At 43.3% G+C, this 24,853-nt stretch carries 24 protein-coding genes and 5 tRNA genes; 12 read left to right on the top strand and 17 right to left on the bottom strand.

Annotation, left to right across the window (positions count from 1 at the left end):
• The 4 genes from ACF8FD_RS14485 to ACF8FD_RS14470 all read left to right on the top strand — a co-directional run bounded on the left by ACF8FD_RS14485 (position 1) and on the right by ACF8FD_RS14470 (position 2,821).
• Positions 1 to 522 carry a Na+/H+ antiporter subunit E gene (locus ACF8FD_RS14485; protein WP_004692699.1) on the top strand — a complete coding sequence of 174 codons (522 nt, stop codon included), beginning with the start codon at positions 1 to 3 and terminating at the stop codon, positions 520 to 522.
• Complete coding sequence (locus tag ACF8FD_RS14480; RefSeq protein WP_262470082.1) at positions 519 to 794, top strand: monovalent cation/H+ antiporter subunit F; 276 nt, start codon at positions 519 to 521, stop codon at positions 792 to 794. Before ACF8FD_RS14485 ends, ACF8FD_RS14480 begins: the two co-directional genes overlap by 4 nt.
• An 11-nt stretch (positions 795 to 805) precedes the next feature.
• A complete protein-coding gene (locus ACF8FD_RS14475) occupies positions 806 to 1,204 on the top strand; it encodes a Na+/H+ antiporter subunit G (protein ID WP_004692702.1) in 399 nt (132 codons plus the stop codon).
• Positions 1,205 to 1,669: 465 nt separating this feature from the next.
• Positions 1,670 to 2,821, top strand: a complete 1,152-nt coding sequence (locus ACF8FD_RS14470; protein WP_392453526.1) for an IS4-like element ISAbe18 family transposase — start codon at positions 1,670 to 1,672, stop codon at positions 2,819 to 2,821.
• A 55-nt stretch (positions 2,822 to 2,876) separates the two neighbouring features.
• On the opposite strand, the gene ACF8FD_RS14465 is transcribed toward ACF8FD_RS14470, so the two are convergent.
• The 11 genes from ACF8FD_RS14465 to tpiA form a co-directional block, all read right to left on the bottom strand.
• Positions 2,877 to 3,281, bottom strand: a complete 405-nt coding sequence (locus ACF8FD_RS14465; protein ID WP_004978763.1) for a ribosome-binding factor A — start codon at positions 3,279 to 3,281, stop codon at positions 2,877 to 2,879.
• Entirely contained in the window at positions 3,281 to 5,980 is a 2,700-nt protein-coding gene (gene infB / locus ACF8FD_RS14460) for a translation initiation factor IF-2 (protein ID WP_010325772.1), read from the bottom strand. The genes ACF8FD_RS14465 and infB overlap by 1 nt, the downstream gene beginning before the upstream one ends.
• Positions 5,981 to 5,989: 9 nt before the next feature.
• Positions 5,990 to 7,474, bottom strand: a complete 1,485-nt coding sequence (gene nusA, locus ACF8FD_RS14455) for a transcription termination factor NusA (protein WP_004692706.1) — start codon at positions 7,472 to 7,474, stop codon at positions 5,990 to 5,992.
• Positions 7,475 to 7,513: 39 nt separating this feature from the next.
• Complete coding sequence (rimP, locus tag ACF8FD_RS14450) at positions 7,514 to 8,038, bottom strand: ribosome maturation factor RimP (protein ID WP_004692708.1); 525 nt, start codon at positions 8,036 to 8,038, stop codon at positions 7,514 to 7,516.
• 228 nt (positions 8,039 to 8,266) lie between these two features.
• A tRNA-Met gene (locus tag ACF8FD_RS14445) sits at positions 8,267 to 8,343 on the bottom strand.
• Between the two features lie 89 nt (positions 8,344 to 8,432).
• Positions 8,433 to 8,509: transfer RNA gene (locus ACF8FD_RS14440), tRNA-Met, on the bottom strand.
• 68 nt (positions 8,510 to 8,577) lie between these two features.
• Positions 8,578 to 8,654, bottom strand: a tRNA-Met gene (locus ACF8FD_RS14435).
• A 73-nt stretch (positions 8,655 to 8,727) separates the two neighbouring features.
• Positions 8,728 to 8,804 (bottom strand) — tRNA-Met (locus tag ACF8FD_RS14430).
• A gap of 49 nt (positions 8,805 to 8,853) precedes the next feature.
• Positions 8,854 to 8,938 (bottom strand) — tRNA-Leu (locus ACF8FD_RS14425).
• Between the two features lie 53 nt (positions 8,939 to 8,991).
• On the bottom strand, positions 8,992 to 9,321 hold the full coding sequence (gene secG, locus ACF8FD_RS14420; protein ID WP_004692710.1) for a preprotein translocase subunit SecG: 330 nt from the start codon (positions 9,319 to 9,321) through the stop codon (positions 8,992 to 8,994).
• Between the two features lie 13 nt (positions 9,322 to 9,334).
• Positions 9,335 to 10,126: a triose-phosphate isomerase gene (gene tpiA / locus ACF8FD_RS14415; protein WP_392453525.1), complete on the bottom strand. Its 792-nt coding sequence runs from the start codon at positions 10,124 to 10,126 to the stop codon at positions 9,335 to 9,337.
• 279 nt (positions 10,127 to 10,405) lie between these two features.
• Here tpiA and pilB point away from each other — a divergent pair, with 279 nt between their 5' ends.
• The 4 genes from pilB to coaE are packed head-to-tail and all read left to right on the top strand — an operon-like array spanning position 10,406 to position 14,843.
• Positions 10,406 to 12,118, top strand: coding sequence for a type IV-A pilus assembly ATPase PilB (gene pilB / locus ACF8FD_RS14410; protein ID WP_392453523.1), 1,713 nt, complete (start codon positions 10,406 to 10,408; stop codon positions 12,116 to 12,118).
• Positions 12,119 to 12,148: 30 nt separating this feature from the next.
• Positions 12,149 to 13,375, top strand: a complete 1,227-nt coding sequence (locus ACF8FD_RS14405) for a type II secretion system F family protein (protein WP_392453522.1) — start codon at positions 12,149 to 12,151, stop codon at positions 13,373 to 13,375.
• Positions 13,375 to 14,235, top strand: a complete 861-nt coding sequence (locus ACF8FD_RS14400; protein WP_392453521.1) for a prepilin peptidase — start codon at positions 13,375 to 13,377, stop codon at positions 14,233 to 14,235. The genes ACF8FD_RS14405 and ACF8FD_RS14400 overlap by 1 nt, the downstream gene beginning before the upstream one ends.
• An 8-nt stretch (positions 14,236 to 14,243) precedes the next feature.
• The gene (gene coaE, locus ACF8FD_RS14395; RefSeq protein ID WP_195728534.1) at positions 14,244 to 14,843 is read left to right on the top strand and encodes a dephospho-CoA kinase; all 600 of its coding nucleotides are present in this window, start codon (positions 14,244 to 14,246) and stop codon (positions 14,841 to 14,843) included.
• Between the two features lie 13 nt (positions 14,844 to 14,856).
• Here the strand turns inward: coaE and ACF8FD_RS14390 are convergent, their stop codons facing one another.
• From ACF8FD_RS14390 to ACF8FD_RS14380, 3 genes are all read right to left on the bottom strand, one after another.
• Positions 14,857 to 15,774: a DMT family transporter gene (locus ACF8FD_RS14390; protein WP_281963895.1), complete on the bottom strand. Its 918-nt coding sequence runs from the start codon at positions 15,772 to 15,774 to the stop codon at positions 14,857 to 14,859.
• Positions 15,775 to 15,806: 32 nt separating this feature from the next.
• Positions 15,807 to 16,556, bottom strand: coding sequence for a 23S rRNA (guanosine(2251)-2'-O)-methyltransferase RlmB (gene rlmB / locus ACF8FD_RS14385; protein WP_004692717.1), 750 nt, complete (start codon positions 16,554 to 16,556; stop codon positions 15,807 to 15,809).
• Between the two features lie 142 nt (positions 16,557 to 16,698).
• Complete coding sequence (locus ACF8FD_RS14380; RefSeq protein WP_004692718.1) at positions 16,699 to 17,022, bottom strand: pyrimidine/purine nucleoside phosphorylase; 324 nt, start codon at positions 17,020 to 17,022, stop codon at positions 16,699 to 16,701.
• A gap of 392 nt (positions 17,023 to 17,414) precedes the next feature.
• Between ACF8FD_RS14380 and recN the strand changes: the two genes are divergently transcribed.
• From recN to ruvX, 3 genes are all read left to right on the top strand, one after another.
• A complete protein-coding gene (recN, locus tag ACF8FD_RS14375) occupies positions 17,415 to 19,076 on the top strand; it encodes a DNA repair protein RecN (protein WP_392453520.1) in 1,662 nt (553 codons plus the stop codon).
• 112 nt (positions 19,077 to 19,188) lie between these two features.
• Positions 19,189 to 19,743: a YqgE/AlgH family protein gene (locus ACF8FD_RS14370; protein WP_004692720.1), complete on the top strand. Its 555-nt coding sequence runs from the start codon at positions 19,189 to 19,191 to the stop codon at positions 19,741 to 19,743.
• Positions 19,736 to 20,179 (top strand): Holliday junction resolvase RuvX, encoded by a 444-nt coding sequence (gene ruvX / locus ACF8FD_RS14365; RefSeq protein WP_062035179.1) that lies wholly within the window; start codon positions 19,736 to 19,738, stop codon positions 20,177 to 20,179. The genes ACF8FD_RS14370 and ruvX overlap by 8 nt, the downstream gene beginning before the upstream one ends.
• A 122-nt stretch (positions 20,180 to 20,301) precedes the next feature.
• On the opposite strand, the gene ACF8FD_RS14360 is transcribed toward ruvX, so the two are convergent.
• From ACF8FD_RS14360 to ACF8FD_RS14350, 3 genes are read right to left on the bottom strand one after another with little or no spacing between them, the layout of a single operon-like run.
• Positions 20,302 to 21,309, bottom strand: coding sequence for an HlyD family secretion protein (locus ACF8FD_RS14360; protein ID WP_281963890.1), 1,008 nt, complete (start codon positions 21,307 to 21,309; stop codon positions 20,302 to 20,304).
• Between the two features lie 36 nt (positions 21,310 to 21,345).
• Positions 21,346 to 21,552, bottom strand: coding sequence for a DUF1656 domain-containing protein (locus ACF8FD_RS14355; RefSeq protein WP_005400946.1), 207 nt, complete (start codon positions 21,550 to 21,552; stop codon positions 21,346 to 21,348).
• A gap of 2 nt (positions 21,553 to 21,554) precedes the next feature.
• Complete coding sequence (locus tag ACF8FD_RS14350; RefSeq protein WP_392453533.1) at positions 21,555 to 23,636, bottom strand: FUSC family protein; 2,082 nt, start codon at positions 23,634 to 23,636, stop codon at positions 21,555 to 21,557.
• A 446-nt stretch (positions 23,637 to 24,082) separates the two neighbouring features.
• Here ACF8FD_RS14350 and ACF8FD_RS14345 point away from each other — a divergent pair, with 446 nt between their 5' ends.
• Complete coding sequence (locus ACF8FD_RS14345; RefSeq protein WP_004692725.1) at positions 24,083 to 24,853, top strand: IclR family transcriptional regulator; 771 nt, start codon at positions 24,083 to 24,085, stop codon at positions 24,851 to 24,853.

Genomic DNA, 24,853 nt, shown 5'->3' with positions numbered 1-24,853 from the left:
ATGAAAAAAACGTCGTTTTTGGAGCGTTGGTTACCCCACCCTTTTGTCTCGGTGATTGTTGCGCTGAGCTGGGTGATGTTGGCACATAGTGTCGATGCAGCCAGCTTAGTGATGGCATTTTTACTGGCTATTTTTATTCCGCGTCTGATCAGACCATTCATTACTTATACTCCAAATATTGAATGGAAAGCGGCGGTGAAACTATTTTTTGTGGTGTTATACGACATTGTGATGTCGAATATTCAAGTGGCTAAATTGGTCCTCGGCCCAATTGATCGTCTACAACCCAAATGGTTTCGCGTTCCGCTGGAAACACAACATGAGGAAGTAAACACCTTACTGGCGATGATTATTACCACTACACCAGGCACTGTTTCAGCAGGCATCGATCAAGATCGTGGGGACATTTTAGTTCACGCCCTCAGCACCGATGATGAAAATGCCGAGATTGAAAATATCAAAGCGCGTTATGAAAAACCGTTGATGCAAATTTTTGGTGTCGAAGCAGGAGACAAAGCATGACTATTTTGCCTTATGCCCTCGGGATTTGTTTAATCGCGGTCACCATTTCAATGTTGCTGTGCCTAATTCGTTTAATTATCGGCCCATCAATTGTAGACCGACTATTAGCACTCGATACACTCTTTTTAAATGCAATCTGCATCATTATTATTTTAGGCATTTACTGGGTCAGCACTTCATTATTTGAAGGTGCGCTATTGGTTGCGATGCTCGGCTTTGTCTCTACGGCCGCTTTAGCACGCTACTTCACCTCAGGTCATGTGATTGACTAGGAGCAAGATCGATGCAACTTACGATGGAAATTTTAGTCTCCATTTTTCTCATGATCGGCACTTTCTTCATGCTGGTCGGAGGGATTGGAATGGTGCGCCTGCCCGATTTATTCATGCGCCTGCACGCTCCAACCAAATCAAGCACCTTAGGCTTAGGGAGCTTCTTGATCGCGGCAATGATCTATTCTGCATTTCAAGGACGCTTTGGTTTTGCTGAGCTGTTATTAACGCTGTTTGCCTTCTTAACTGCACCTGTATCGGCAAATTTGATGGCGCAAGCGGCGCTACATTTGCGCTTACGCTCGCTGAGCGGTGACGTTCCAGAAGCACTCAACCGTCCACTTCCTTGGCAACGTACTCGTCGCAGAGCTTTTAGCAATAAGCATGAAGACACTGAACATCGTCTTTAAATGCTTGTGTCCTTAAAGATATAAAAATAAATACATTTCTAGCGCTTCAGCACTGACATGGTGGTGTTGCGCTAATTTGAACATTGTACTAATGATAAGGTTCAAACTTATTGGTTGGTGTCGCATCCATTACATTGACCAACACAGGTGGACTGATCAATCTAATTGATACTCAATCCACTCAATAATTAAAATGATCAAAGTGTCCCGCTAGTAAATCATTGCCCATATCAATCCAGTCCACAGCAACTTAATGGTCAAAATAATCCCTAAAAGCTCAACCCTCTACTCCCCTATCATAATCCTATGCAATATCGCTCAAGTCTTAATCTAGCTCCAGCCCCGCATAAAAAAAGCCACCCGAAGGTCACTGCTGTCCCATAGTTTGCTTTAAATAAAAAAACCTGAGTCCTAACAGTTAAAATATGAGTGCAAACAAACACTTTAACGACCAGGATTCAGGTTTTGTCACATCAGAATACCGTATTTCATGAGCTAATTAAACCTGTTGTGCGACAGGATTTTGAACAACTTGCTAAAGTACACCATGTTGGACAGAAATTTAGAGCGGCTTCCCGGTGGGATCAGTTTATTGCCATATTGATGTCTCAATTCTCTTGTAGACAAAGCCTGAGAGATATTCAATCCAATTTGGAGTGCCAACAGGAAAAGCTAAGTCATCTCGGAGCAAAGTCTATTCCCCGAAGCACGCTGGCACGAATCAATGAGCAGCAGCCTGCTGCCTTGTATCAACAGCTATTTTACAAGTTGCTTAAATACTATGAACACTCAAAAGTAGCTCATAAATTTCGCTTTAAGAATCCCTTGTATTCCTTGGATGCCAGTCATATTGACCTGTCGCTTTCCTTATGTGAATGGGCCAAAGTTCATGACTCAAAAGCCAGCATGAAACTCAGCATAGGATTGAATCACAGCAATGATATTCCTGAGTTTGTTGCAGTTGAAGATGGCAAAGAAAATGACATGGTACAAGGCCGCAAATTCCAGTTTCCTGCTGGCAGCATTGTAGTTTTTGATAAAGGCTATGTCGATTACCAATGGTATGCAAATCTGACTGCTCAAAACATTGGATTTGTCACACGTTTTAGGCCTAAATCTGTGTATCAGGTGATCCAGCAACATCCAGTGCTTGAATCCAATGGTATTCTAAAAGATGAAACCATTCAGCTGAATAGCGCACATGCCCTAAAAAGAAAAGCCCCAGTGTTAAGAAGAATTGAATATAGAGATCAGCAAAGTGGCAAGCACTTTAGCTTTCTCAGCAATAACTTTCATTTAGCCGCCTCCACCATTGCGGCGATTTATAAAGATCGTTGGAAAGTTGAGCTGTTCTTTAAGGCGATTAAGCAGAATCTCAAATTAAAAGCGTTTCTAGGCCGCAGCAGGAACGCAATTCAGACACAAATCTGGATTGCGATGATCGCCTATTTATTGGTGAGTTTCGCTCAACATTTAGGGAAAACAGGTTGGACAGTTCAACGTTTACTCAGAATAATTCAAGTGAATTTGTTTGAAAGAAGAACTTTAAAAGCTTTATTTTCACCCGATAAAATACCCATAAAACAAGAGGAAGCTCAAATGAGCTTCCTCTTGTGAAAAATTGTGGGACAGCAATGACCCGAAGGTGGCTTTTTGATTCAGTTAGACTGAATTATTCATCATCTTTGTTTGCTTCATCAGCGGGTAAATCCTTTACTGCTTCAGCAATCAGGCCAAACATATAGTTACCATATGCATTGGTTTTATCGTAATGGAAACGCAGACGGGGTGTAATACGTGTCTTAATACGACGGCCGAGTTCGTGACGCAAGAAACCAGATGCTTTGTTCAGCACATCTAGCGTTTCTTTATTGGCTGCTTCACTTTGCTCATCGCCAAGCTCACGGCCCATCACAGTCACATATACTTCAGCATAACCTAAGTCTGGACTAACCTTCACTGCAGAGATGGTCACAAGACCACCTAAGCGTGGATCTTTCAACTCTTGACGAATCAGTTCAGACAACTCACGTTGTACTGTATCCGCCATGCGCTTAAGACGTTGACTACCCGCCATTAAAGACTCCGTTTGATCAATTGAACATCATAGACTTCGATCTTGTCTTTTTCTTTGATGTCTTTATAACCTTTAACCGCAAGACCACATTCCATACCTGCACGAACTTCTTCAACCACTTCTTTATAGCGACGAAGTGACTCAAGCTCACCTTGGAACACAACCACGTCATCACGAAGGACACGAATTGGTTTATTACGGTGTAACATACCTTCAAGTACCATACAGCCTGCTGCTGCACCAAACTTACTTGAGTGGAACACTTCACGTACTTCAGCCACACCCAGAATTGTTTCACGGTGTTCAGGCGCAAGCTTACCGCTCATCGCTGCTTTCACATCATCAATCAATTGATAGATGATTGAGTAGTAACGAATATCGATACCGTCAGCATCCGCTTTTTGACGCGCTGCGTTATCCGCACGTACGTTAAAGCCAAGAAGTACCGCTTCAGAAGATTCAGCCAGTGTCACGTCAGATTCGGTGATCGCACCAACACCTGAGCCAATAACACGGACTTTAACTTCGTCTGTTGCAAGGTCAGCAAGAGCAACGTGTAATGCTTCCAATGTACCACGTACATCAGTTTTCAACACCACATTGACGATAGGCACATCTTTCTTGCCCATAGACGCCATGATATTTTCAAGACGCATTGCGCTTTGACGCTCAAGACGCTTTTGACGTTCACGATCCATACGCGCATCGGCAACTTCACGTGCTTTTTTCTCGTCATTCACAACCAGAACTTCATCACCCGCCATTGGCGCTTCAGGTAGACCTAAAATTTCAACTGGAATTGAAGGACCTGCAGACTGAATACGTTTACCGTTTTCATCTGTCATCGCACGTACGCGACCGTAAGATGCACCGGCAAGAACAAGGTCACCTACTTTCAATGTACCGTTTTGAACAAGGATAGACGTTACCGCACCACGGCTGTTGTCTACACGTGCTTCAATCACGACACCTTGAGCAGCACCTTCTTCAGATGCTTTCAACTCAAGTAATTCAGCTTGGATTGAAATAATATCTAGAAGTTCATCAATACCTTGACCTGTATGTGCTGAAACCATTGCAACAGGAACGTCACCGCCCCATTGTTCAGGCACGATTTCTTTCACAGTTAATTCATTCAATACGCGATCTGGATCAGCAGATTCTTTATCCATCTTGTTGATTGCAACAATAATCGGCGTACCTGCAGCACGTGCATGATCAATCGCTTCAGCTGTTTGTGGCATTACACCATCATCCGCTGCAACAACCAATACCACGATGTCTGTCGATTTCGCACCACGTGAACGCATTGCAGTAAATGCTGCGTGTCCTGGAGTATCTAAGAATGTGATAATGCCTTTATCCGTCGTAACATGGTACGCACCGATGTGCTGAGTGATACCACCCGCTTCACCCGCTGCCACTTTTGAACGACGAATGCGGTCAAGTAACGATGTCTTACCATGGTCAACGTGACCCATGATGGTCACAACAGGAGGACGAGTCGTTTGAGCGCCACGTGCTTCTTCTGCTGCTTCAAGTAAGTTATCTTCTGCTTGCGTATCCGATACAAGAACTGGGTTATGGCCCATTTCTTCTACGATTAATGCTGCAATTTCTTGGTCAATCGCTTGGTTCTGAGTCACAAGCTCACCCATTTTCATGAGTGACTTAATTACTTCACGTACTTTAACTGCCATTTTCGCAGCCAAGTCAGCAACCACAATGGTTGAACCAATTTCAACATCATAAACTTGCTTTTTAACCGGTTTTTCAAAGCCATGCTTGTTTGCAGAGCTTGTTTTTAAACCACGTTTATGCGAGTTATCACGGAAAGATTGCTCTTCACCACGACGACCACCTTTCTTCGGTGCGCGTGTAGCTGGCGTATTGGTACCACGTTTGATTTCGCGGTCTTCTTTCGCAAATGAGTCTTCATATGCTTGACCAACCAGACCCGCAGCAAGTGGAGAATCATCCACTACACGAATGGTCGCAGTTGCATCTTCGTTTGAATACTTAGATGCCATTTGACGCATTTGTTCAAGTGTACGTTGCTGCGCTTCTTCAGCTGCCTTACGACGTGCTGCTTCTTCAGTCGCTTTTAATTGAGCGGCTTGAGCTTCACGTGCTTTTTTCTGTTCAGGTGTTTCAACAACTTTAACTTGTGCTTTAACCACAGGCTTATTGTTTGATTTACGCTTCACAACTACCGCAGCTTTTGCTACTTCTTGCTTCGTCGTTTCTTGCTTTGCAGCAGCACGCATCGCTTCAAAGTTTGCAGCCGCTTTATTTACTACTGGAGTTTCAGCTTTTGGTTCAACCATAGCTTGAACGTTCGCACGAGCTTGTTGCTCAGCTTGCGCTTTTGCCAAAGCTTCCGCTTTAATTTGTTCTGGATCTGGCTTGGTAAATGTATGTTTCTTGCGAACTTCTACATTAATCGTTTTTGCCTTACCTGATGTACTCGCTACTTTAGCGGTACTGGTCGTTTTACGTTTCAACGTGATTTTTCCTGCCTGACCATCGTCTTGACCATGAATTTTCTTCAAATGGTGCACGAGGGCATCTTGTTGTTCAGTAGAGATTATATCGTCCGATTTACGCTGTGGTAAACCAGCATCACGAACCTGCTCTAGGAGCTTCTCAACAGGGCGGTTCACACTGAGAGCTAACTCTTGTATCGTCTTATCCGTCATGTAGATCTCCTAGTTAAACCATGATTCGCGCGCTTTCATAATAAGTTGACCCGCTTTCTCTGTACCCAGACCTTCAATATCAGCAATATCGTCAGTCGCTTGGTCAGCCAAGTCATCAATTGTGATGACACCACGTGCTGCAAGTGCATAAGCAATCTCTTGCGTCATCCCTTCCATTGCAACGAGTTCCGCGCTTGGATCTTGGATGTTTTCTTGCTGCTGTAATGCATCAGCCAATGCAACTTCTTTGGCACGACTTTGAAGTAATTCAACAACTTCAGCATCTAGCTCGATTTCGTCAAATGTTTCAGCTGGAACATAAGCAATCTCTTCTAAAGAAGTAAAGCCCATTTCAACCAATGCCATTGCCAAATCTTCTTCAATATCTAGACGCGATACAAATAGGTCTAAGTATTGTTGTGCTTCATTTTGCTGACGAGCATGATACTCATCTTCAAGCATCATGTTGAGTTTATAGCCTGTAAGTTCAGAGGCTAAACGTACGTTTTGACCTTGTGAACCAATCGCACGCGCTAATTGATCGCTAGTTGCGAAAATAATGTCCGCTGTACGTTCTTCTTCATCAATCACAATACCCGATACATCTGCCGGCTCTAAAGCACTCGCAATATACTGCGCAGGATCATCAGACCATACAACAACATCAATACGCTCACCGTTCAATTCTTGCTGAACTGCTTGGATACGTGTACCACGCATACCAATACATGCACCCACTGGATCAATACGATGATCATTGGTTTTCACAGCAATTTTAGCACGAACACCAGGTTGACGCGCTGCCGCTTTAATCTCAATAATTTCTTCAGAAATTTCAGGAATTTCTTTCTTCATCAAAGCGATGAGCATTTCAGGCTTGGCACGTGACAATTGTAATTGTGCACCACGACCTTCACGGTTCACATTAAACAAAATCGCATTTACACGTTGTTTCGGACGCAAAATTTCTTTTGCAATCATTTCTTCACGTGCAAGATATGCTTCAGCATTGTCACCTAAGTCAATGATAAAGCCATCTTTGGTTTGCTTTTTCACTTCACCGTAGATCAACTCACCCACTTTAGACTCGTAGGCATCTGCAATCAGCGCACGTTCAGCTTCGCGAATCTTTTGAACAATGACTTGTTTTGCAATTTGCGCCGCAATACGACCGAAGTCAATTGAAGGCACTTCAAGCTCACGAATATCACCAATCGACCATTGTGCAGGATCAACATCTGAAATCGCATCTTGACATGCTGGCATCTCATGATCTTCATCCGCAACCACTTCCCATTGACGGAAAGTGCTGTATTCACCCGTTTTACGATCAATCTCTACACGAAGCTGAGCTTCTTCAGAGTTTGTTCCTTCGTAAAATTTCTTTTTAGTCGCAGCAACAAGCGCTTGTTCTAAGGCTTCGAAAATCGCTTCACGAGGTACACCTTTTTCATTACTAACCGTTTCAACTACGGTAAGAATTTCACGTGCCATAAGCCACCTATTCGTTCAGATTCTTATTTATTAAATGAATTAATCTTGATAGACCAAATTGGCTTTATCAATATTATTACTATCGATTTCAAGCACCTGTTGCTTTTCCACTTCGACTTGAATCATTTCAGCTTCAAGATCTACAGCAACCAATTTAGCTTGGAATTTACGACGGTTATCGACTGCACTGATCAAACGGAAAGCGATCTGTTGACCAATATATGCAGGTAATTGTTCAAGTTGGAAAAATGGACGATCCCAACCCGGAGATGACACTTCAAGTGCATATTCACCTGAAATTGGATCATGGACATCCATCATTGCGCCGACTTGCTGGGTCACGCGTACACAGTCTTGTACACCGATGCCACGGCCCTGCTCTTCTTCACCATCTTCATTGATGATGGGTTCTGCATTTTCGTCGACAGCTTTGTCGATATAAATGCGCAATAAAGAACGTTTTCCTTGAGGAAGGAATTCAATCCCCCAAAGATCAACACCACAGGCTTGCACTGCAGGAGCAATTAAGTCTTGGAGTGCTTGAGTTTTATTTGATAGCTTCATTTACTCTCGTCATTTTTGTGCGATTCAATGGCCGAAACAGACCACTACAAGCCAATACAAACTATAGTAGTAGTGGAACATGACACTTTGACTTTCACCGTATCCGGCTCACATCGACACTACACGATAGCCAATAAAAAAGGGCGTAATCGCCCCAATTATTGCACAGAAAATTAATATCCACTGTGCAAAAAGGCCCACCTTGTTGTGAGCCTCTTTTTAGAAACTTGGTAGCGGGAGCTGGATTTGAACCAACGACCTTCGGGTTATGAGCCCGACGAGCTACCAGACTGCTCCATCCCGCATCAACGTGCAAAAATTATATACAAATATGAACTATTTTTCAATCTAAATACTTCGTACTTGCTCTGATTTAGTTGCACCTAAATCAAATTGGTAGCGGGAGCTGGATTTGAACCAACGACCTTCGGGTTATGAGCCCGACGAGCTACCAGACTGCTCCATCCCGCAACAAAACGCAAAAATTATTCAATTTAATCACTTAAACTGCTTATTTTAGTTTGCATCTAAAATAAGATTGGTAGCGGGAGCTGGATTTGAACCAACGACCTTCGGGTTATGAGCCCGACGAGCTACCAGACTGCTCCATCCCGCAAAAAAACGCAAAAATATTCTTAACTTAATCACTTAAGTTACTCACTTTAGTTTGCTTCTAAAATAAGATTGATTGGTAGCGGGAGCTGGATTTGAACCAACGACCTTCGGGTTATGAGCCCGACGAGCTACCAGACTGCTCCATCCCGCATCAACAGAATTTGCTGCATACACCAACTTAATCTTCTGGATTCATAAGTTGGTGCGGAAGGGGGGACTTGAACCCCCACGCCCGAAAGCACTACCACCTCAAGGTAGCGTGTCTACCAATTCCACCACCACCGCAGCTGTGACGCATTCTAGTAGCATCGTCACAAAAAAGAAAGGACTAATTCCAATTATTCGCTTGTTTTAGGTGCAGCTGGCGAAGTTTCAGTCGATTGTGCAGGTGCAGAACTTGTCGTTTGCACTGACTTTAAGCTATAGGCATCTGTGGTTTGCTTTTTGGCAAACACAGCAAGTGACAAACTGGTGATAAAAAACAAGGCCGTCAAAACCGCAGTCAACCGGGTCAAGAAATTACCTGAACCTGATGCACCAAATACAGTTGCAGCACCGCCACCACCAAACGAAGCACCAGCATCTGCACCTTTACCATGCTGGACCAAAATCAGCACGATCATCAACACAGCTAAGATAATATGTACTACCAGCACAAAAGTTTGCATGCTGAACTCCTAATTATTTTGTATTTGCAAATGCTTCGACAATTTTATAAAACGACGTTGCATTTAAAGATGCCCCACCGACGAGTGCACCATTGATGTCTGGACAGGCCGCTAACTCTACTGCATTTTCAGCTTTTACACTACCACCATATAAAATGGCCATGTTCGCGCCATGACTGGTAATTTGCGTGAGACCTTCACGGATTTTAGCATGCATGGTTTGCGCGTCTTCTGGTGAAGCAGTTTTTCCTGTACCAATGGCCCAAATTGGCTCGTAGGCAATCACAATATGAGGCCACTGCTCTGCCTTTACCACACTGGCTAAGTCGCAAATTTGTTGTAAAACCACTACTTCTGCCTGACCAGATTCACGCTGTTCTAAGCTTTCACCGACACAGTAAATGACTTTTAAACCCGCATTTAAGGCATTTTGAGCTTTCGCATTTAAAATTGCTGCGCTTTCAGCAAAATATTCACGACGTTCTGAGTGACCAATTAAAACATATTCAATTTGACTATCTTTAAGCAGCTCTGCACTCACCTCACCGGTATATGCACCCATGTTGCCAAAACGCGAAACATCCTGCGCTACAGTAAAAACTGCACGTGCAGCATTCGCCAATTCAGTCTGCATTGACGTCAAAGCCAGCGTCACAGGCGCAAGCCCAATGTTACATTTTTCTTCTGCTATTTCACTCTCTTGCAAGAGCTGTTTAAATTCTTGAAGCAATTGCTTGGCATCTGCCTGCATTGGGTTCATCTTCCAATTGCCGACAACCCATGGCTTAATCGTCGAACCCGACATACAGCACCCTATTCAAAACAGTTCATTAAAACGGCCTCATTCTACACGGTATTTATTTTTCAAATATAGTTTTCTTCTAGAATTTCTTCGGCAATCAAAATAATACGAATGAAAATAAAGACATCTTTTTGTAAAAAAACCGCCTGCTATCACGACCAGTTCATGCTTTTAATCGATATTAAGGTGGTGACAACACTTTCAGATATGGTATTTTTGTGCAACAAAAGTATAATTTTACGATACCAATTATAAACAATTGAGAAGTTAAGGATCTGGGGAATGTCAGTATCAAATGGTTTGCCTAAGTTCACAGGCTTCATTCGACGCTTAGTCGAAGACGGACGCATGACTGCTGAAAATATGCAGCAGGCAATGCTCTCTGCAAAAAAAGCTCAGCAAGACATCGTTCCTTATCTGATTGAAAATCATAAACTCTCTCCACAAATGATCGCTGAGACGATTTCTTTGGAGTTTGGCGAGCCCGTTTTTGACTTAAGTGTCTATGATTCGGTACAAATTCTACGGGATTTGGTCGAAGATAAACTCATCACCAAGCATCGTGTGTTGCCGATATACCGTCGTGGCAATATCCTCTATATCGCTACCAGCAATCCAACCAACATGGATGCGATGGACGCAATTCGCTTCAATTCTAAAATGAATATTGAAGCGATTATTGTTGAACATCCTCAGCTTGAAAAACTAATCGAACAAAATTTTGCGCAAGCCGATAGCTTTGAATTTTCTGATGAAGATATTGATTTAGACTTAGAACAAGACCCTCAGAACTCCAATGACGAAGAAGACGATTCACCTCAAGGCGATGAAGCACCGATCGTCAAATACATCAATAAATTACTGATCGATGCGATTCGTATGGGCGCATCAGATTTACACTTTGAGCCTTATGAGAAATCTTACCGTGTCCGTTATCGTGTAGATGGGGTTCTGCGTCACATTGCCAGCCCACCACTACAACTGGCGACTCGTCTTGCTTCACGTTTAAAAGTTATGTCACAAATGGACATCTCTGAAAAGCGCGTCCCGCAAGATGGTCGTATTAAATTAAAGCTGTCAAAAAGTAAAGCCATTGACTTCCGTGTCAACTCACTTCCAACCTTATTTGGTGAAAAATTGGTTCTGCGTATTCTCGATCCATCCAGTGCTATGCTAGGGATCGATGCTTTAGGTTATGAACCAGATCAAAAAGACCTATTTATGCAGGCTTTAGACAAACCGCAAGGCATGTTGTTAATTACTGGCCCGACAGGTTCAGGTAAAACGGTATCGCTGTATACAGGTTTGAATATTCTAAATAAAGAAGACACCAATATTTCAACTGCGGAAGACCCTGTTGAGATTAACTTAGAAGGCATTAATCAGGTCAATGTGAACAATAAAGTCGGCCTCACCTTCTCTGCTGCACTGAAGTCATTCTTACGTCAAGATCCTGATATTGTGATGGTCGGTGAGATTCGTGACCTTGAAACAGCTGAAATCGCGATTAAAGCAGCGCAAACAGGTCACATGGTGATGTCGACACTCCACACCAATAGTGCACCTGAAACCCTAACACGCTTACGCAATATGGGGGTTCCATCTTTTAATATTGCAACCTCGGTCAATTTGGTGATTGCACAACGTTTAGCGCGCCGCTTATGTAACCAATGCAAAGCCGCTGTCGATATTCCTGAACAAAGCTTGCTCGAAATGGGCTTTACTTCAACAGATATCCAAAATCCAGACTTCAAAGCTTATCAACCGGTGGGGTGTGCTGAGTGCCGTGAAGGTTATAAAGGGCGTGTTGGTATTTATGAAGTTATGAAAGTCACGCCAGAAATTTCAAAAATTATTATGGAAGATGGCAATGCCTTACAGATTGCTGAAGCATCTGCAAAATTAGGATTTAACAATTTACGTCGTTCAGGTTTACTCAAGGTTATGCAGGGGGTCACTTCCTTACAAGAAGTAAATCGTGTAACCAGCGAATAGTTGAAATATTGAAAGAATAAGGATAAATGCATGGCTGTCAAAAAAGCACAGATGATGCCAACCTTCAATTATGAAGGGATTGATCGTAAAGGGGCAAAAATTAAAGGGGAATTGCCTGCACGTAATCTCGCCCTCGCCAAAGTTACTTTGCGCAAACAAGGGATTACCATCAAGAGTATTCGAGAAAAGAAAAAGAATATTCTTGAAGGCATAATGAAGAAAAAAGTGACGACACTGGACATCACAATTTTCACCCGACAGCTCGCAACCATGATGAAAGCAGGTGTACCGCTGGTACAAGGCTTTGAAATCGTTGCTGAAGGCTTGGAAAACCCGTCTATGCGTGAAGTTGTCCTCGGCATTAAAGGCGAAGTTGAGGGTGGTAATACCTTTGCTGGAGCACTCAAAAAATATCCGCAATATTTCGACAACTTATTCTGTTCATTGGTTGAATCGGGTGAACAATCAGGTGCGCTTGAGACCATGCTGGACCGTGTAGCGGTCTATAAAGAAAAAAGTGAGTTGTTAAAGCAAAAAATTAAAAAGGCCATGAAATACCCAGCAACCGTGGTTGTGGTTGCGGTGATCGTGACTATTATTTTGATGGTCAAAGTCGTCCCTGTGTTCCAAGAACTTTTTAGTTCCTTTGGGGCGGACTTACCTGCATTCACTAAAATGGTGGTGAATATGTCTGAATGGATGCAGAAATACTGGTTCATTTTGATTATTGTCGTTGGTGTGGTAATTACCGCATTACTCGAAACCAAAAAACGCAGTAAAAAGTTTCGTGACATGCTGGATAAAGCCGCTCTGAAAGCCCCGATTTTTGGTGATTTAGTCTACAAAGCGATTATCGCACGCTATAGCCGTACGCTGTCTACCACCTTTGCTGCGGGTGTACCTTTAATTGATGCCCTCGAGTCTACAGCGGGTGCAACCAATAACGTAGTCTATGAAGAAGCCGTGATGAAAATCCGTGAAGATGTCGCAACAGGACAACAACTTCAATTCGCAATGCGTGCCACCAATAAATTTCCATCGATGGCAGTACAAATGGTAGCGATTGGTGAAGAATCTGGTGCTCTCGATGCCATGCTGGATAAAGTTGCAACCCACTATGAAAATGAAGTCGATAATGCGGTGGATGGCTTAACGGCAATGATGGAACCTCTGATCATGGCGGTCTTGGGTGTACTTGTGGGTGGCCTAGTGATTGCCATGTATCTACCAATCTTCCAAATGGGTTCTGTGGTTTAATGCAAGAAATAATTTCCTATCTGATCAATACTCCAATGGCGCTTTATTTCGCCGTTGGAGTTTTTAGTTTGTGCATCGGTAGTTTTCTAAATGTAGTGATCTATCGCACGCCAAAAATGATGGAACAAGAATGGCGCACCGACTGCCAATTTCTACTTCATCCTGAACAGCCTATTATTGATGAAACGAAACTCTCGTTGAGCAAGCCTGCCTCAACCTGCCCCAAATGTAAAAGTGCCATACGCTGGTATCAAAATATCCCTGTGATGAGTTGGTTACTGCTACGAGGAAAGTGTGGCACTTGTCATAACCCGATCAGCATTCGCTACCCTGCGATTGAACTCCTGACCGCCATTTGTGCATTGGTCGTGGTTGCAGTCTTTGGCCCAACAATCCAAATGTTGTTTGGTCTCGTACTCACTTACATTTTAATCGCCTTAACTTTTATTGATTTTGACACTCAACTTTTACCTGATCGCTATACCCTCACCCTTGCAGCTCTGGGTTTAGGGGTCAATAGTTATGCGATTTACACCACACCAACGATGGCTATTTGGGGTTACATCATTGGCTTTTTATGCTTATGGATTGTCTACTATCTGTTTAAGCTCATCACAGGTAAGGAAGGTATGGGTTATGGCGACTTTAAGTTACTTGCTGCTTTAGGCGCATGGATGGGCCCTTTGCTGCTGCCGCTGATTGTGCTACTTTCCTCTTTCGTAGGTGCCATTATCGGCATCATTCTGCTCAAAGTGCGCAAAGAAAATCAGCCTTTTGCTTTTGGTCCATATATTGCCATCGCAGGTTGGATTGCCTTTCTGTGGGGTGAGCAAATTATGAAAATATATTTAGGCAATTAAAATATAATATGTCATTTATTTTAGGTCTGACAGGCGGGATTGGCAGTGGAAAATCTGCCGCAAGCCACTGGTTTGAACAACAAGGCATACAAGTAGTCGATGCCGATGTCGTTGCTCGAGAAATTGTTGCTGTAGGTCAGCCTGCACTTCAGCAAATTCGAAGCAGCTTCGGCGAGTGGGCCTTACTGGACAATGGTGAACTGAATCGACGCGCTTTACGTGAACACATTTTTCAGGACCCGTCTGCCCGTAAGCAATTGGAAAAGATCACCCACCCTGCAATTCGCCAGTCCATCATGCAACAATTACAAGCTGCGACCAGCCCTTATGCGATTTTGGTTTCACCGCTACTTTTTGAAACCAATCAGCATGAACTAACACAACATACGCTTCTGATCGATGCTTCAATTAATATCCAGATTCTTCGTGCTTCGCAGCGCGACCATCAAACCATTGAGCAAATTCAAACCATCATTAAAGCGCAAATGTCCCGTGAACAAAAACAAGCGTTGGCCGATGATATTGTGGTAAATGATGGACACTTGGAACACTTATATGCACAGCTCAGACCTTTGCATTTAAAGTATTTAGCCCATTCAGAGGTCTAAAAAAAGCAGTCGATTATGACTGCTTTTTTTGTTGTTCAAGTTGGGCTTTCAGACTGTCCTGCCGTATCCAACGCCACGGTTGTAAGGCCCCGATCCCCATTCCCACAAGACCACATAAAATTGCAACACTCAAAGGCTCATTGAGCAAAGGAACCGCAATAATCGCAGCAATAAAAGGCGCCAACGTCACAATACTGCCTGTTTTAAATGCCCCCAAACGCTTAATGGCTTCCACATAAGTGAGTGTCGCCACGATGACTACGAACACACCATGAAATACCACCTGAGCAATCAATTGCACAGGTTGCACATGCGCTATGGTTTTGGGTAGGAATAAAACATAAATCGGCACAAAAATAATCGCAGCCCAAATCGCAACACCTGCCATGGAGTGCCATGCCGACAGTTTCCATTGTCTCAATAAAACGGTAAATGTTCCCCACAGCACAGCACTGAGGAAAAACAAGCCATCACCTAAACTAAAAGCAATACCTGTTTCTTGATACATCAGCCCACTCATGGCCGTCAGTGCGAGCAACATAATACTGAGGCTGAGCCAAGTATGCCGGTCAAATGGTTGTCGAAATAGCAGATAAGCTGCAACAGCTGTACAAAGTGGAATGCAGCCATTGAGGAAGATCGCAGCATGTGCCGCAGGCACATAATGAAAAGCGCTATAAGCGGTGATGCAGTAACACACCCCTCCAATCATCGCCAAAATAAAAGGCTCTTTCTTCCACAAAAAGGCGGTATCTTTTTTATAGATCAAGATTGGCATTAAGATGCAAAACGCCAAGAGAAAACGTAAGGCGGTAATATCCCACGCACCAATACCCCAATTGGCACTGAGCCGCGCCGTTAAGGTAAATCCCCCCCAAATACACATGGTGATGGCAATAAATACATAGCCTTGTTTTTGAGGGGTCATCATTGTGCTTACATTGAATCAGGAATTAAAAAATCTTAGACATTACGTTGACGGCATGCTTCATACAAAGCCATACCCGTTGCTACACTGACATTCAAACTTTGTAGATTTCCTGCCATCGGAATATAAACCGTTTGATCGCATTGAGACTGGGTAATTGGACGCAGACCAGTATCTTCAGCACCCATCACCACACATACAGCCGTTCCAGTAAAATCGAACTGTTGTAGCGGCAAGGCTTTTTCATCCAACATGGTACCGACCACACGCACATTAAACTCATCTTTAATTTGCGCTAAAGTCCGAGCCAGATTGGTCACTTGGATAAATTTGACTTTTTCAGCACCACCTGCCGCAACTTTGCGCGCGGTCGGGGTCAAACTTGCAGAACGATCGCGAGGCACAATCACGGCTTCAACGCCCATTGCAGCCGCGGTACGGATACATGCGCCGAGGTTATGCGGATCGGTGACTTGGTCTAAACCCAGCAATAAACAATTTGGCGATTGTTTCAGTAAGGCTTCTAGATCTTTTTCATTGAAAACTGGATTAGGACGGACCGCAGCCACAACTCCTTGGTGGAACGGCAAGCCAGCCATTTTTTCTAATCGATCACGACCCGTTTGTTGTACGCTAATACCAAACGGTTCAGCCAACTCAAGTACACGCTTTAAACGCTGATCATCACGTCCTTTTAAGGTAAAAAGCGTCAGTACGCGTTCAGGTTCAAGTTCCAACAATGACTCCACCGAATGAACGCCATAGAAATATTCAGGTTTAGCCATGTAGGACCTCTAAAAAGATAAATGACCATCGACACGATGTGCCAAAATAAAAATCCTGTAAAGCTGACTTTACAGGATTGCTGTGCAACGGATAGTTTAACCGATTTCGCTTGAAATTACTTGGCGAGTATCAGTTGAAAGCTTAGCCTTCTAAATGGCACACGTAGTCCAACACTTCGTCGGTTTCAATTTTAAAACGACTATTGCCAGGCACATAAAAAGACTGACCCGCGCGGAACAATTCGCTCTCTTCGCTGTCTGCAATTTGTACACGGCATTCGCCTGAAATAATTTCCATACGCTCTGCTACATGTGTTTCAAACGTCAAAGCTTGTTCTGTCGGAAGAATGACCCCTAACGTTTTTTTGGTGCCATCTTCAAATTGCACAGTATGACTGATGCATAAACCGCCAAAATAAACATTGGATTTTTTAATGACAGAGACATGGTCGAACTGAGTTGACATGCGTACACTCCAGATAATGCGCATTTATATTCGTATTGATTCGCTAGTTTAAAGATGTGCGATTAACTAATCAATCGATGTTTTATTCTCCTCAATCAATATTTTGTTAAAGTCCGACCATCGTACAATTGCCTCAATTTCTAGCCTATTTTGGCGTGTTTTTTGCCGATGCGATCCGTTCGCTGAATCGTGCTCTTTCCGTATACATCGCATACCAACACGTTTGTGCTAAGTTTGCTATAACAGTCGGATTTAAAAAAATCTGCTAGGTCGACTTTCAGATTCACGTTAAAATAAGCCGACTTTGCACAAAACGAATAGCGTTGCCGTCTTGTCGGCTGAATAAAACTTCACTATCTTAAACTAAAACTTTTCGCAGCTCGGATGCGTTTATGCTGACACATTTAACTTTAATTAATTTTGCTTTAGCCGATCACTTAGCACTTGATATCGATCAAGGTTTTAATGTCCTGACTGGGGAAACAGGTGCAGGCAAATCATTATTGCTAGATGCACTGTCCGCCTGTTTGGGAGAACGTACTGACACAAACTATGTCCGTTTCGGTTCAGACAAAGCTGATGTCACGGCTATTTTCAGCTATCAAGAGCACAACCCTGAAGCCATATGGCTAAAGGCACATGAGTTAGATGATGAGTCAGGCGAAATTCATCTAAGACGGGTTATTTTTGCCACTGGCCGTAGCAAAGCATGGATTAATGGTCGTCCGAGCAGCTTAGCTGAATTGAAAGAAATCGGGCGTTTGCTGGTACAACTGTATAGTCAACACAGTCAACAACAGCTATTAGAACCGCCTTATCCAAGACGCTGGTTAGACCTCTATCATAACTTCTACCCAGAAGCGCAAGCTGTGCGTGAAGCCTATAGCACATGGCAAAAAGACATTCGTCAGCACCAAGCAGCATTGGATGCTCAAGCCACGCGTAAACAGCGTATGGATACTTTGAGTTTACAATTAGAAGAACTCGAAGATGTGGTGCAAATCGACTATAAAGAGATTGAACAAGAGTTTGATCGCTTGTCCCATCATGAAAATATCATGCAGGACTGTAGTTATGCTGTTACGGCCTTAGATGATGCTGAACAAAATATTAATCAAGAAATTTCCAGTATTATTCGCCGCTTAGAGTCACATGCAGGACGCAGTGAACAATTAGCCGAGATTCATACGTCTTTGCTGAATGCACAAAGTGAGCTTGACGATGCCACGGCTAATCTACGTCAGTTTATTGACCGTCAAAGCTATGACCCAGAACGCATGGAAGAGTTGAACACCCAGCTTGAGATGTTCCACCGTTTTGCCCGTAAGTATCGCACGCAGCCAGAACACTTAAAACAAGAGCATGAACAATGGCAATCTGAACTGGCACAACTCCATTTATTAGAAGATCCAGAAACACTTGCTGAGCAAGTTGAAGTCTCGCATCAGGACCTGTTAAATAAAGCCCAGCACCTTGACCAAATTCGTCGTGATGCAGCCGCACCATTGGCAAAACATTTAACTGAACAGGTCAAACAATTGGCTCTGCCTGAAGCGCACTTTGAGTTTAAGTTTGAACCAATGGAGCAGGTTTCTAGTGAAGGCCTAAGTTTTATCCAATTACTGTTCACCGCCAACAAAGGCATTCCACCACAACCATTAGCCAAAGTTGCTTCAGGGGGAGAGTTGTCACGTATCGCGTTGGTGATGCAAGTGATGAATGCTGAAAAAACTGAAGCTGAAGTTTTAGTCTTCGATGAAATTGACGTCGGCATTAGTGGTGGCACGGCGGAAATTGTTGGTCGTCTCTTGGCCGACTTGGGTTCACATGTGCAAATTCTGTGTATTACCCACCAAGCTCAAGTTGCAGCACAGTCTGACCAGCACTTGTTGGTGAAAAAACGTCAGACCGACCCTGCCAGCAGCACCATTTTAAACTTAGAAGAAAATGAGCGTATCGATGAACTCGCACGTATGACAGGTGGCGTTGAAATTAATGACACCACGCTACAACATGCCAAGCAATTACGTCAGTTGAAGTTTCAATCCGCCTAATTTATGTAGACTGGATCACAAAAAAAGATTTGGAGAAAGTGCATTAGTCTAGTAACGTGGTAGATAACAACATTTGACTAGAAGCATTTTAATTTCAAGGAGAAGCCTTTAGGTGAGCAAACAATATCTGACGCATCGCTGTCTCATTGCCCCACCCGATATGGCAGATGAAGTCTTTGCCCATACCGTGATTTATTTGGCCCGACACGATGAGGAAGGTGCTCAAGGCATCATCATCAACCGCCCTTCAGGACTTTCAGTCAAAGAACTGCTCAATGATCTTGAAATTGAAGCCGATCACGTACGACCACATGATGTTCTCCAAGGTGGGCCTTTGCGTCCAGAAGCTGGCTTTGTCTTACATACGGGTCAGCCGACATGGCACTCTTCGATTGCTGTGGGCGAAAATATCTGTATCACCACGTCTAAAGATATTTTAGATGCGATTGCGCATAACGAAGGTGTAGGTCGCTATCAAATTGCTTTGGGCTATACCAGTTGGACCAAAAACCAATTGGAAGATGAGCTGTCTCGTGGTGATTGGCTAGTCTGCGATGCTGATATGGATTTGATTTTTAATATTCCTTATGACGACCGTTGGGATGCTGCCTATAAAAAGCTCGGGCTGGACCGAACCTGGTTGTCTTCTGAGATTGGACATGCCTGATTTAAACACACCTCAAATGATTATGGCATTTGATTTTGGTACACAAAAAATGGGCATGGCAGTCGGTCAAGCACTGATTGAAAGTGCAACACCTTTGGCTTTGTTTCCAATGAAAGATGGCATCCCCAATTGGGATGAACTGCATAAAATTATTAAACAATATCAACCCAATGTATTTTTAGTCGGTCTACCACTCAATATGGATGATAGCGAGTCAGAATTATCTGCTCGAGCACGTAAGTTCGCACGTCGTTTACGCCATCAAACCAATATTGAAACATGGATGGTAGATGAACGCTTAAGTACTCGTGCAGCCCGTGATGAGCTGAGCCACTATCATGCGCAAGGTCGAGGAAAAAAACTCTCTGCTGATAGCCTTGCCGCCACATTGTTTATTGAAAGTTGGTATCGCGATCCTGAAGGCCTTACGCCTTAACCACGACTTTCTTAAAACAGATGACATGGGTTTTATGACTGGAGTCGGATCTCAACACATCAAATAGCGTTCAAAAAAAGCATCCTCATCGGATGCTTTTTTTGAAATGAGCAGAGGTCAATTTAGTGCTGTGACTGGGTAATATGTACTGTCACGGTTCGCCCCGCGACAAATGCCAATTCATTTTTCGGAATATCATCCAGTGCAATTTTCACAGGAACGCGCTGCGCTAAACGCACCCAACTAAAGGTTGGGTTTACATTGGCCAATAAACCTGTACTTGTAGTTCGTTCACGATCTTCAATGCCTGAAGCAATCCCCTGCACATGTCCTTTCAATATGTTTGAGTCCCCCATCAACTGTACAGTCGCGGGCGCACCCAAATATATTTTATTTAACTTGGTTTCTTCAAAATAACCGACCACATAAAGCTGCGAGCGATCTAATAGCGCCGCTACCGCCTGCCCCACTTTGACATAGTTCCCTGCTTTCATCTCAAAATTAGACAGTGTGCCATCTGCTGGTGCCACCACTTCGGAACGGTTTAAGTTTAATTCAGCCAAATGTAAATGACTGGTGGCTACATCGATTAACGCCTGTTGCTGCGCAATATTGGCTTTGGCCTGCTGAATCGCCGCTTGCATTTGTTCATGTTCGGCATGTGATTGATCTCGTACGGCAAACATGTGATCTTGTTCTTGCTTTGATATAGCACCATCCATCAAATTGGCATAACGTTCTGCATTTTTATCGGCCAAGTGACTATTGGCTTGTGATTTGGTCAAATTGGCTTTGCTTTGAAACAGCTCCGCTTCGGCAGCCGCCAAACTGGCTTTGGCTTTAGCCAAGTCTGATTTGGCTTGTTCCACATCAAGCGCCTGACGCGCCACATCAATTTTAAACAGCACCTGCCCTTGTTTGACGCTTTGATTATCGTGCACTAAAACTTCAGTGACTAAGCCTGATACATCGGAAGACACTTGAATCACATCGCCACGAACCCGCCCATCACGTGTCCACGGTTCAGCATTATAATAATGCCAAAGATGCACGAGCACTGCGATCGCGATACCCGCAATCAGCACTAAAGTGATGGGACGGCTCAGTTTACGCCAATCAAAGGATGCCATTTCATTTTACCTCATTCATTTCAATCAGATGTGCGCTTAGGCAAAGCTCACGATAAAACCCCAATGGACCATGCCAAGCACTGTAATGTAGAGACATAAATAAAAAATACTGGGTAAAAAAATCCAGCCTTTGTCGACCCAAGGATCGGTCACCCGCATGAGTAACCGTAATACGATGTAGGCCAATACCGCCTGAATGACCAAAACTGGCACATACACACCATAGATATTAAGTTCGCCCATCGTTATGCTCCCAGCAAACGGACTTGAGACATTTCGTCCCATGTCGCATGACAGAGACTGCTTTGAATATTATTCAGTGAAACTTGTAAACGCCGAGCAATGCTTAGGTCTTGCAGCTGTATAAGCTCAGCCTGAATGATCTGAATTTTGTCCAAAATGTGTTGTCTGACCTGTAGATCGCTATGGTCTAATTCTTTCGCGTGAAAATAATCATCCATTTGGCTTTGTAGTTCTTGTAGATGCAGCGTGATAGAGGCCTGCATAGGCATTTTTTCAATCAGTTCTTGCACCCGAGTTAAATCAATCACCGCACTGGATTCAATCAGGGCCAAATTAATTTTTTGCTTCAAAAGATTGGACTGTACCAATTTGGTATTCAGTACGCCTATCCGATCCAACATACTGCGCAAATGCACTCTAAACTCCACCCCATAAGGTAGATAAAGCGCTTGTCGTATCGCTTTATAATGTAAAGACAGGATTCGCTTGGCGATAATGTCTGGCGACATCGCACGCACTAAGTGAATCACATAGACAGAAATAATGGGACCAAGCACCGTCCCAATCGATGCATCAAAAAACATCACTTGGTCAAGGTGATAACGGTTTTGCAGATTTAAGCCCATGACCACACCCATTATCAAAGGTAGCGCCAAACCTGTGAGCGGCGGATGTAAAAACAGCATCAGACAGTACATACAAAAAGGGGCCAACACCACAGCCAACATCCAAAAAGCGCTGATGTGTGGGAAGATGCCATAAGCATAAATAAAGACAATAATCGCCGCATACACACTGGCACGGATAAAGATTTTTAAGGCAGGAACAGGATTGTCCATACTGGTCAAAATACAGGCACAAATAGCGGCCATCTCTGCCATCATAAAACCCGCTTTCCAACCACTGATAATCCAAAAGCCAGTCGCCACAAGCACCACAATAAAAGCTGAAATGCCGCCACGCACGGCTACGCCATGATCTCGATGTAAGTTGGGATAGTTTGTACTCATCGGGATCACGGTCGCGGGTAAGCTGTCATCCCCCTGTTGGATACGCTGCCAAATCAACTTAATGGCGCGTATATTTTGGGTGAAATGACGCACATCCATTTTTAAACTGGCCAACATGACTTGCTGCTGTGGCAAGGCACTGTCAAACACGGCTTGAAAACTCGACTCAAATTGTTCAGGCAAATGATTTAGTTCTTGTTCTAAAATGGCTTGATCGCCTTGCAAAAACTCGACGATCTGCACATGGACTTTTTCTAAAGCTGGACGGTAGCGTGAGTCAATGTGATCTAACTGCTGAATTCGCTCGGCCATGGCCACCAAGTTTGTCACCAACATACTGAGTTGATGCAGCATTTCTTGGAGCGGTTTGGTCATGCCCTGCAAGGTCGATTTTTCATAGCTCAAATGCACAGCCATCACATGAATATCGGCAATATCCCGCGTGATATGACTAAGTGTAGTGCTGTAATTAATGGCCTTAACATCATCTGTCAGAATCTGATCAAAAACCGCTCGGGTGTCTTGAAAAGTCTGTGAAACACGGGTTTTGACTACGGGACCAATATGCATGGGAAACAGTACCGCATTCACCACTGCACTACACAGTACTCCCACCGTGATTTCAATACAGCGACCAATTGCCATATCAAACATGGAAGTGGTTTCAATGTTATAGACAATGTTGTAGCAAATAATGACCGTGGTATAGCCCGCCAACATAAAAATATAGCTACGCGGCGTCCGATCCAACAATGAAAAATATAGACAAAACCCGACCCATGTGGCTAAAAATAATGTGAACAATTCTGGAGTGTTGATCAGGTTTGGCGTGACTGCAATCGAAACAATCGCCCCCAACAACGTTCCCAACACCCGATAAAGACTTTTTGAGGAGGTCATACCCGCATATGGGTTTGCGATGACGAAGACCGTTCCAATCGCCCAAATGGGATAAGCCAAATCTAAAGAAAATGCGACATAAAGTGAAAGCATGCCTGCCAAAAAGGTTTTCGTCGCAAAAATCCAGTCCAATTTATTTGGACGGAATGCGAGTAACTGTTTGGTGAGGAACATAAATTCATCTCTAAATGCGCTGAATGACAACATTTAAACAACTCTTCAACACAGCATTGCTCAGACAAACAGCATCACTTCGTCCTCACCTCATGCGAAGACGGATGAAAAAATAATTCAATAAATGAAGTCTTTTACAGACATGGTCAAAGACAGCGCCATGTTGAAAGGAAAGAAAATAGCTCAACAAATAACAAAAGTATTATTCATTAAGGATATTTGTGATGATAATTTTTCCAAAAATACGCTTTTTTGTCAATAACAATATCTTAATATGATAATTTACATATTTTTAAGATCATATTTCATCCTTTTTATTGAGTTGCAAATGCTGATAAAAGTCCACGAAAGCCATGCGCTCAGGACGAAAGCCATGTCGAGTCTAGGGTTTTTGTTATATAGTAACTGTCGTTCAAATGGCATTTATTTTGACTAAGTAGGTTCTTATGGCACTTTCAAGTTTCGGTAAAATTCTCACTGTCTTAGACCTCTTTTCTGTGTCACGTCCGATTATCAATGTCGATATCATCAGTGCCGAACTGGGACTATCACAACCCACCAGTTATCGTTATTTAAAGGAATTGGTATCCGCAGGACTTTTACAGCGCTTAAGTGGAACCAGTGGTGACTATACTTTAGGCTCTCAAATTGCTGTGTTGGACTATATCTCTCGAACCACAGACCCACTCTTACAAATCAGCATTCCTTTTATGCAAGACATCGTTGAGCGAACGGAGTTTTGCTGTATCCTCACCCAGCTCAACGCAGAGCACTGTATTGACCTATATGGTGAAGTCTTTAAAGACCTTGAGTTATTTTCTTATGGGCGTGGTTGCCCACGTCCCGTGTATTTGGGTTCATCGCCTAAAGTGGTGATTTCACAGCTCAGCAAAGCTAAAATTATTGAATATTATCAAAAATTTTCGGCTCAGCTGGCCGAGGTCAATTTTGCTGCGAGCCAAGATGAATTTTTACAGAAAATGAAAGCCATTAAGAAACAAGGCTATTATTTTTCCAATGGCGAGTTTGATCCCAACCTCGCCAGTCTGTCTGTACCAGTCAAATTTTCGCCCAAAGATACACCGTTGGCACTGACTTTATTGGCTTCAAAAAATCGGTTTGAATTTGTCGATCTGAAAAAAATGGTCGAAATATTAAGACATAGCGCCTTACAAATCGAACAGAAATGCCATCTATTGCATAATATTGAGGCTTAA

Source organism: Acinetobacter sp. TYF_19 (genome assembly GCF_043105125.1).
GTDB lineage: Bacteria > Pseudomonadota > Gammaproteobacteria > Pseudomonadales > Moraxellaceae > Acinetobacter > Acinetobacter johnsonii.
Note: the sequence above shows the minus strand (reverse complement) of the source record. Positions and strands in the feature narration are given on the sequence as shown.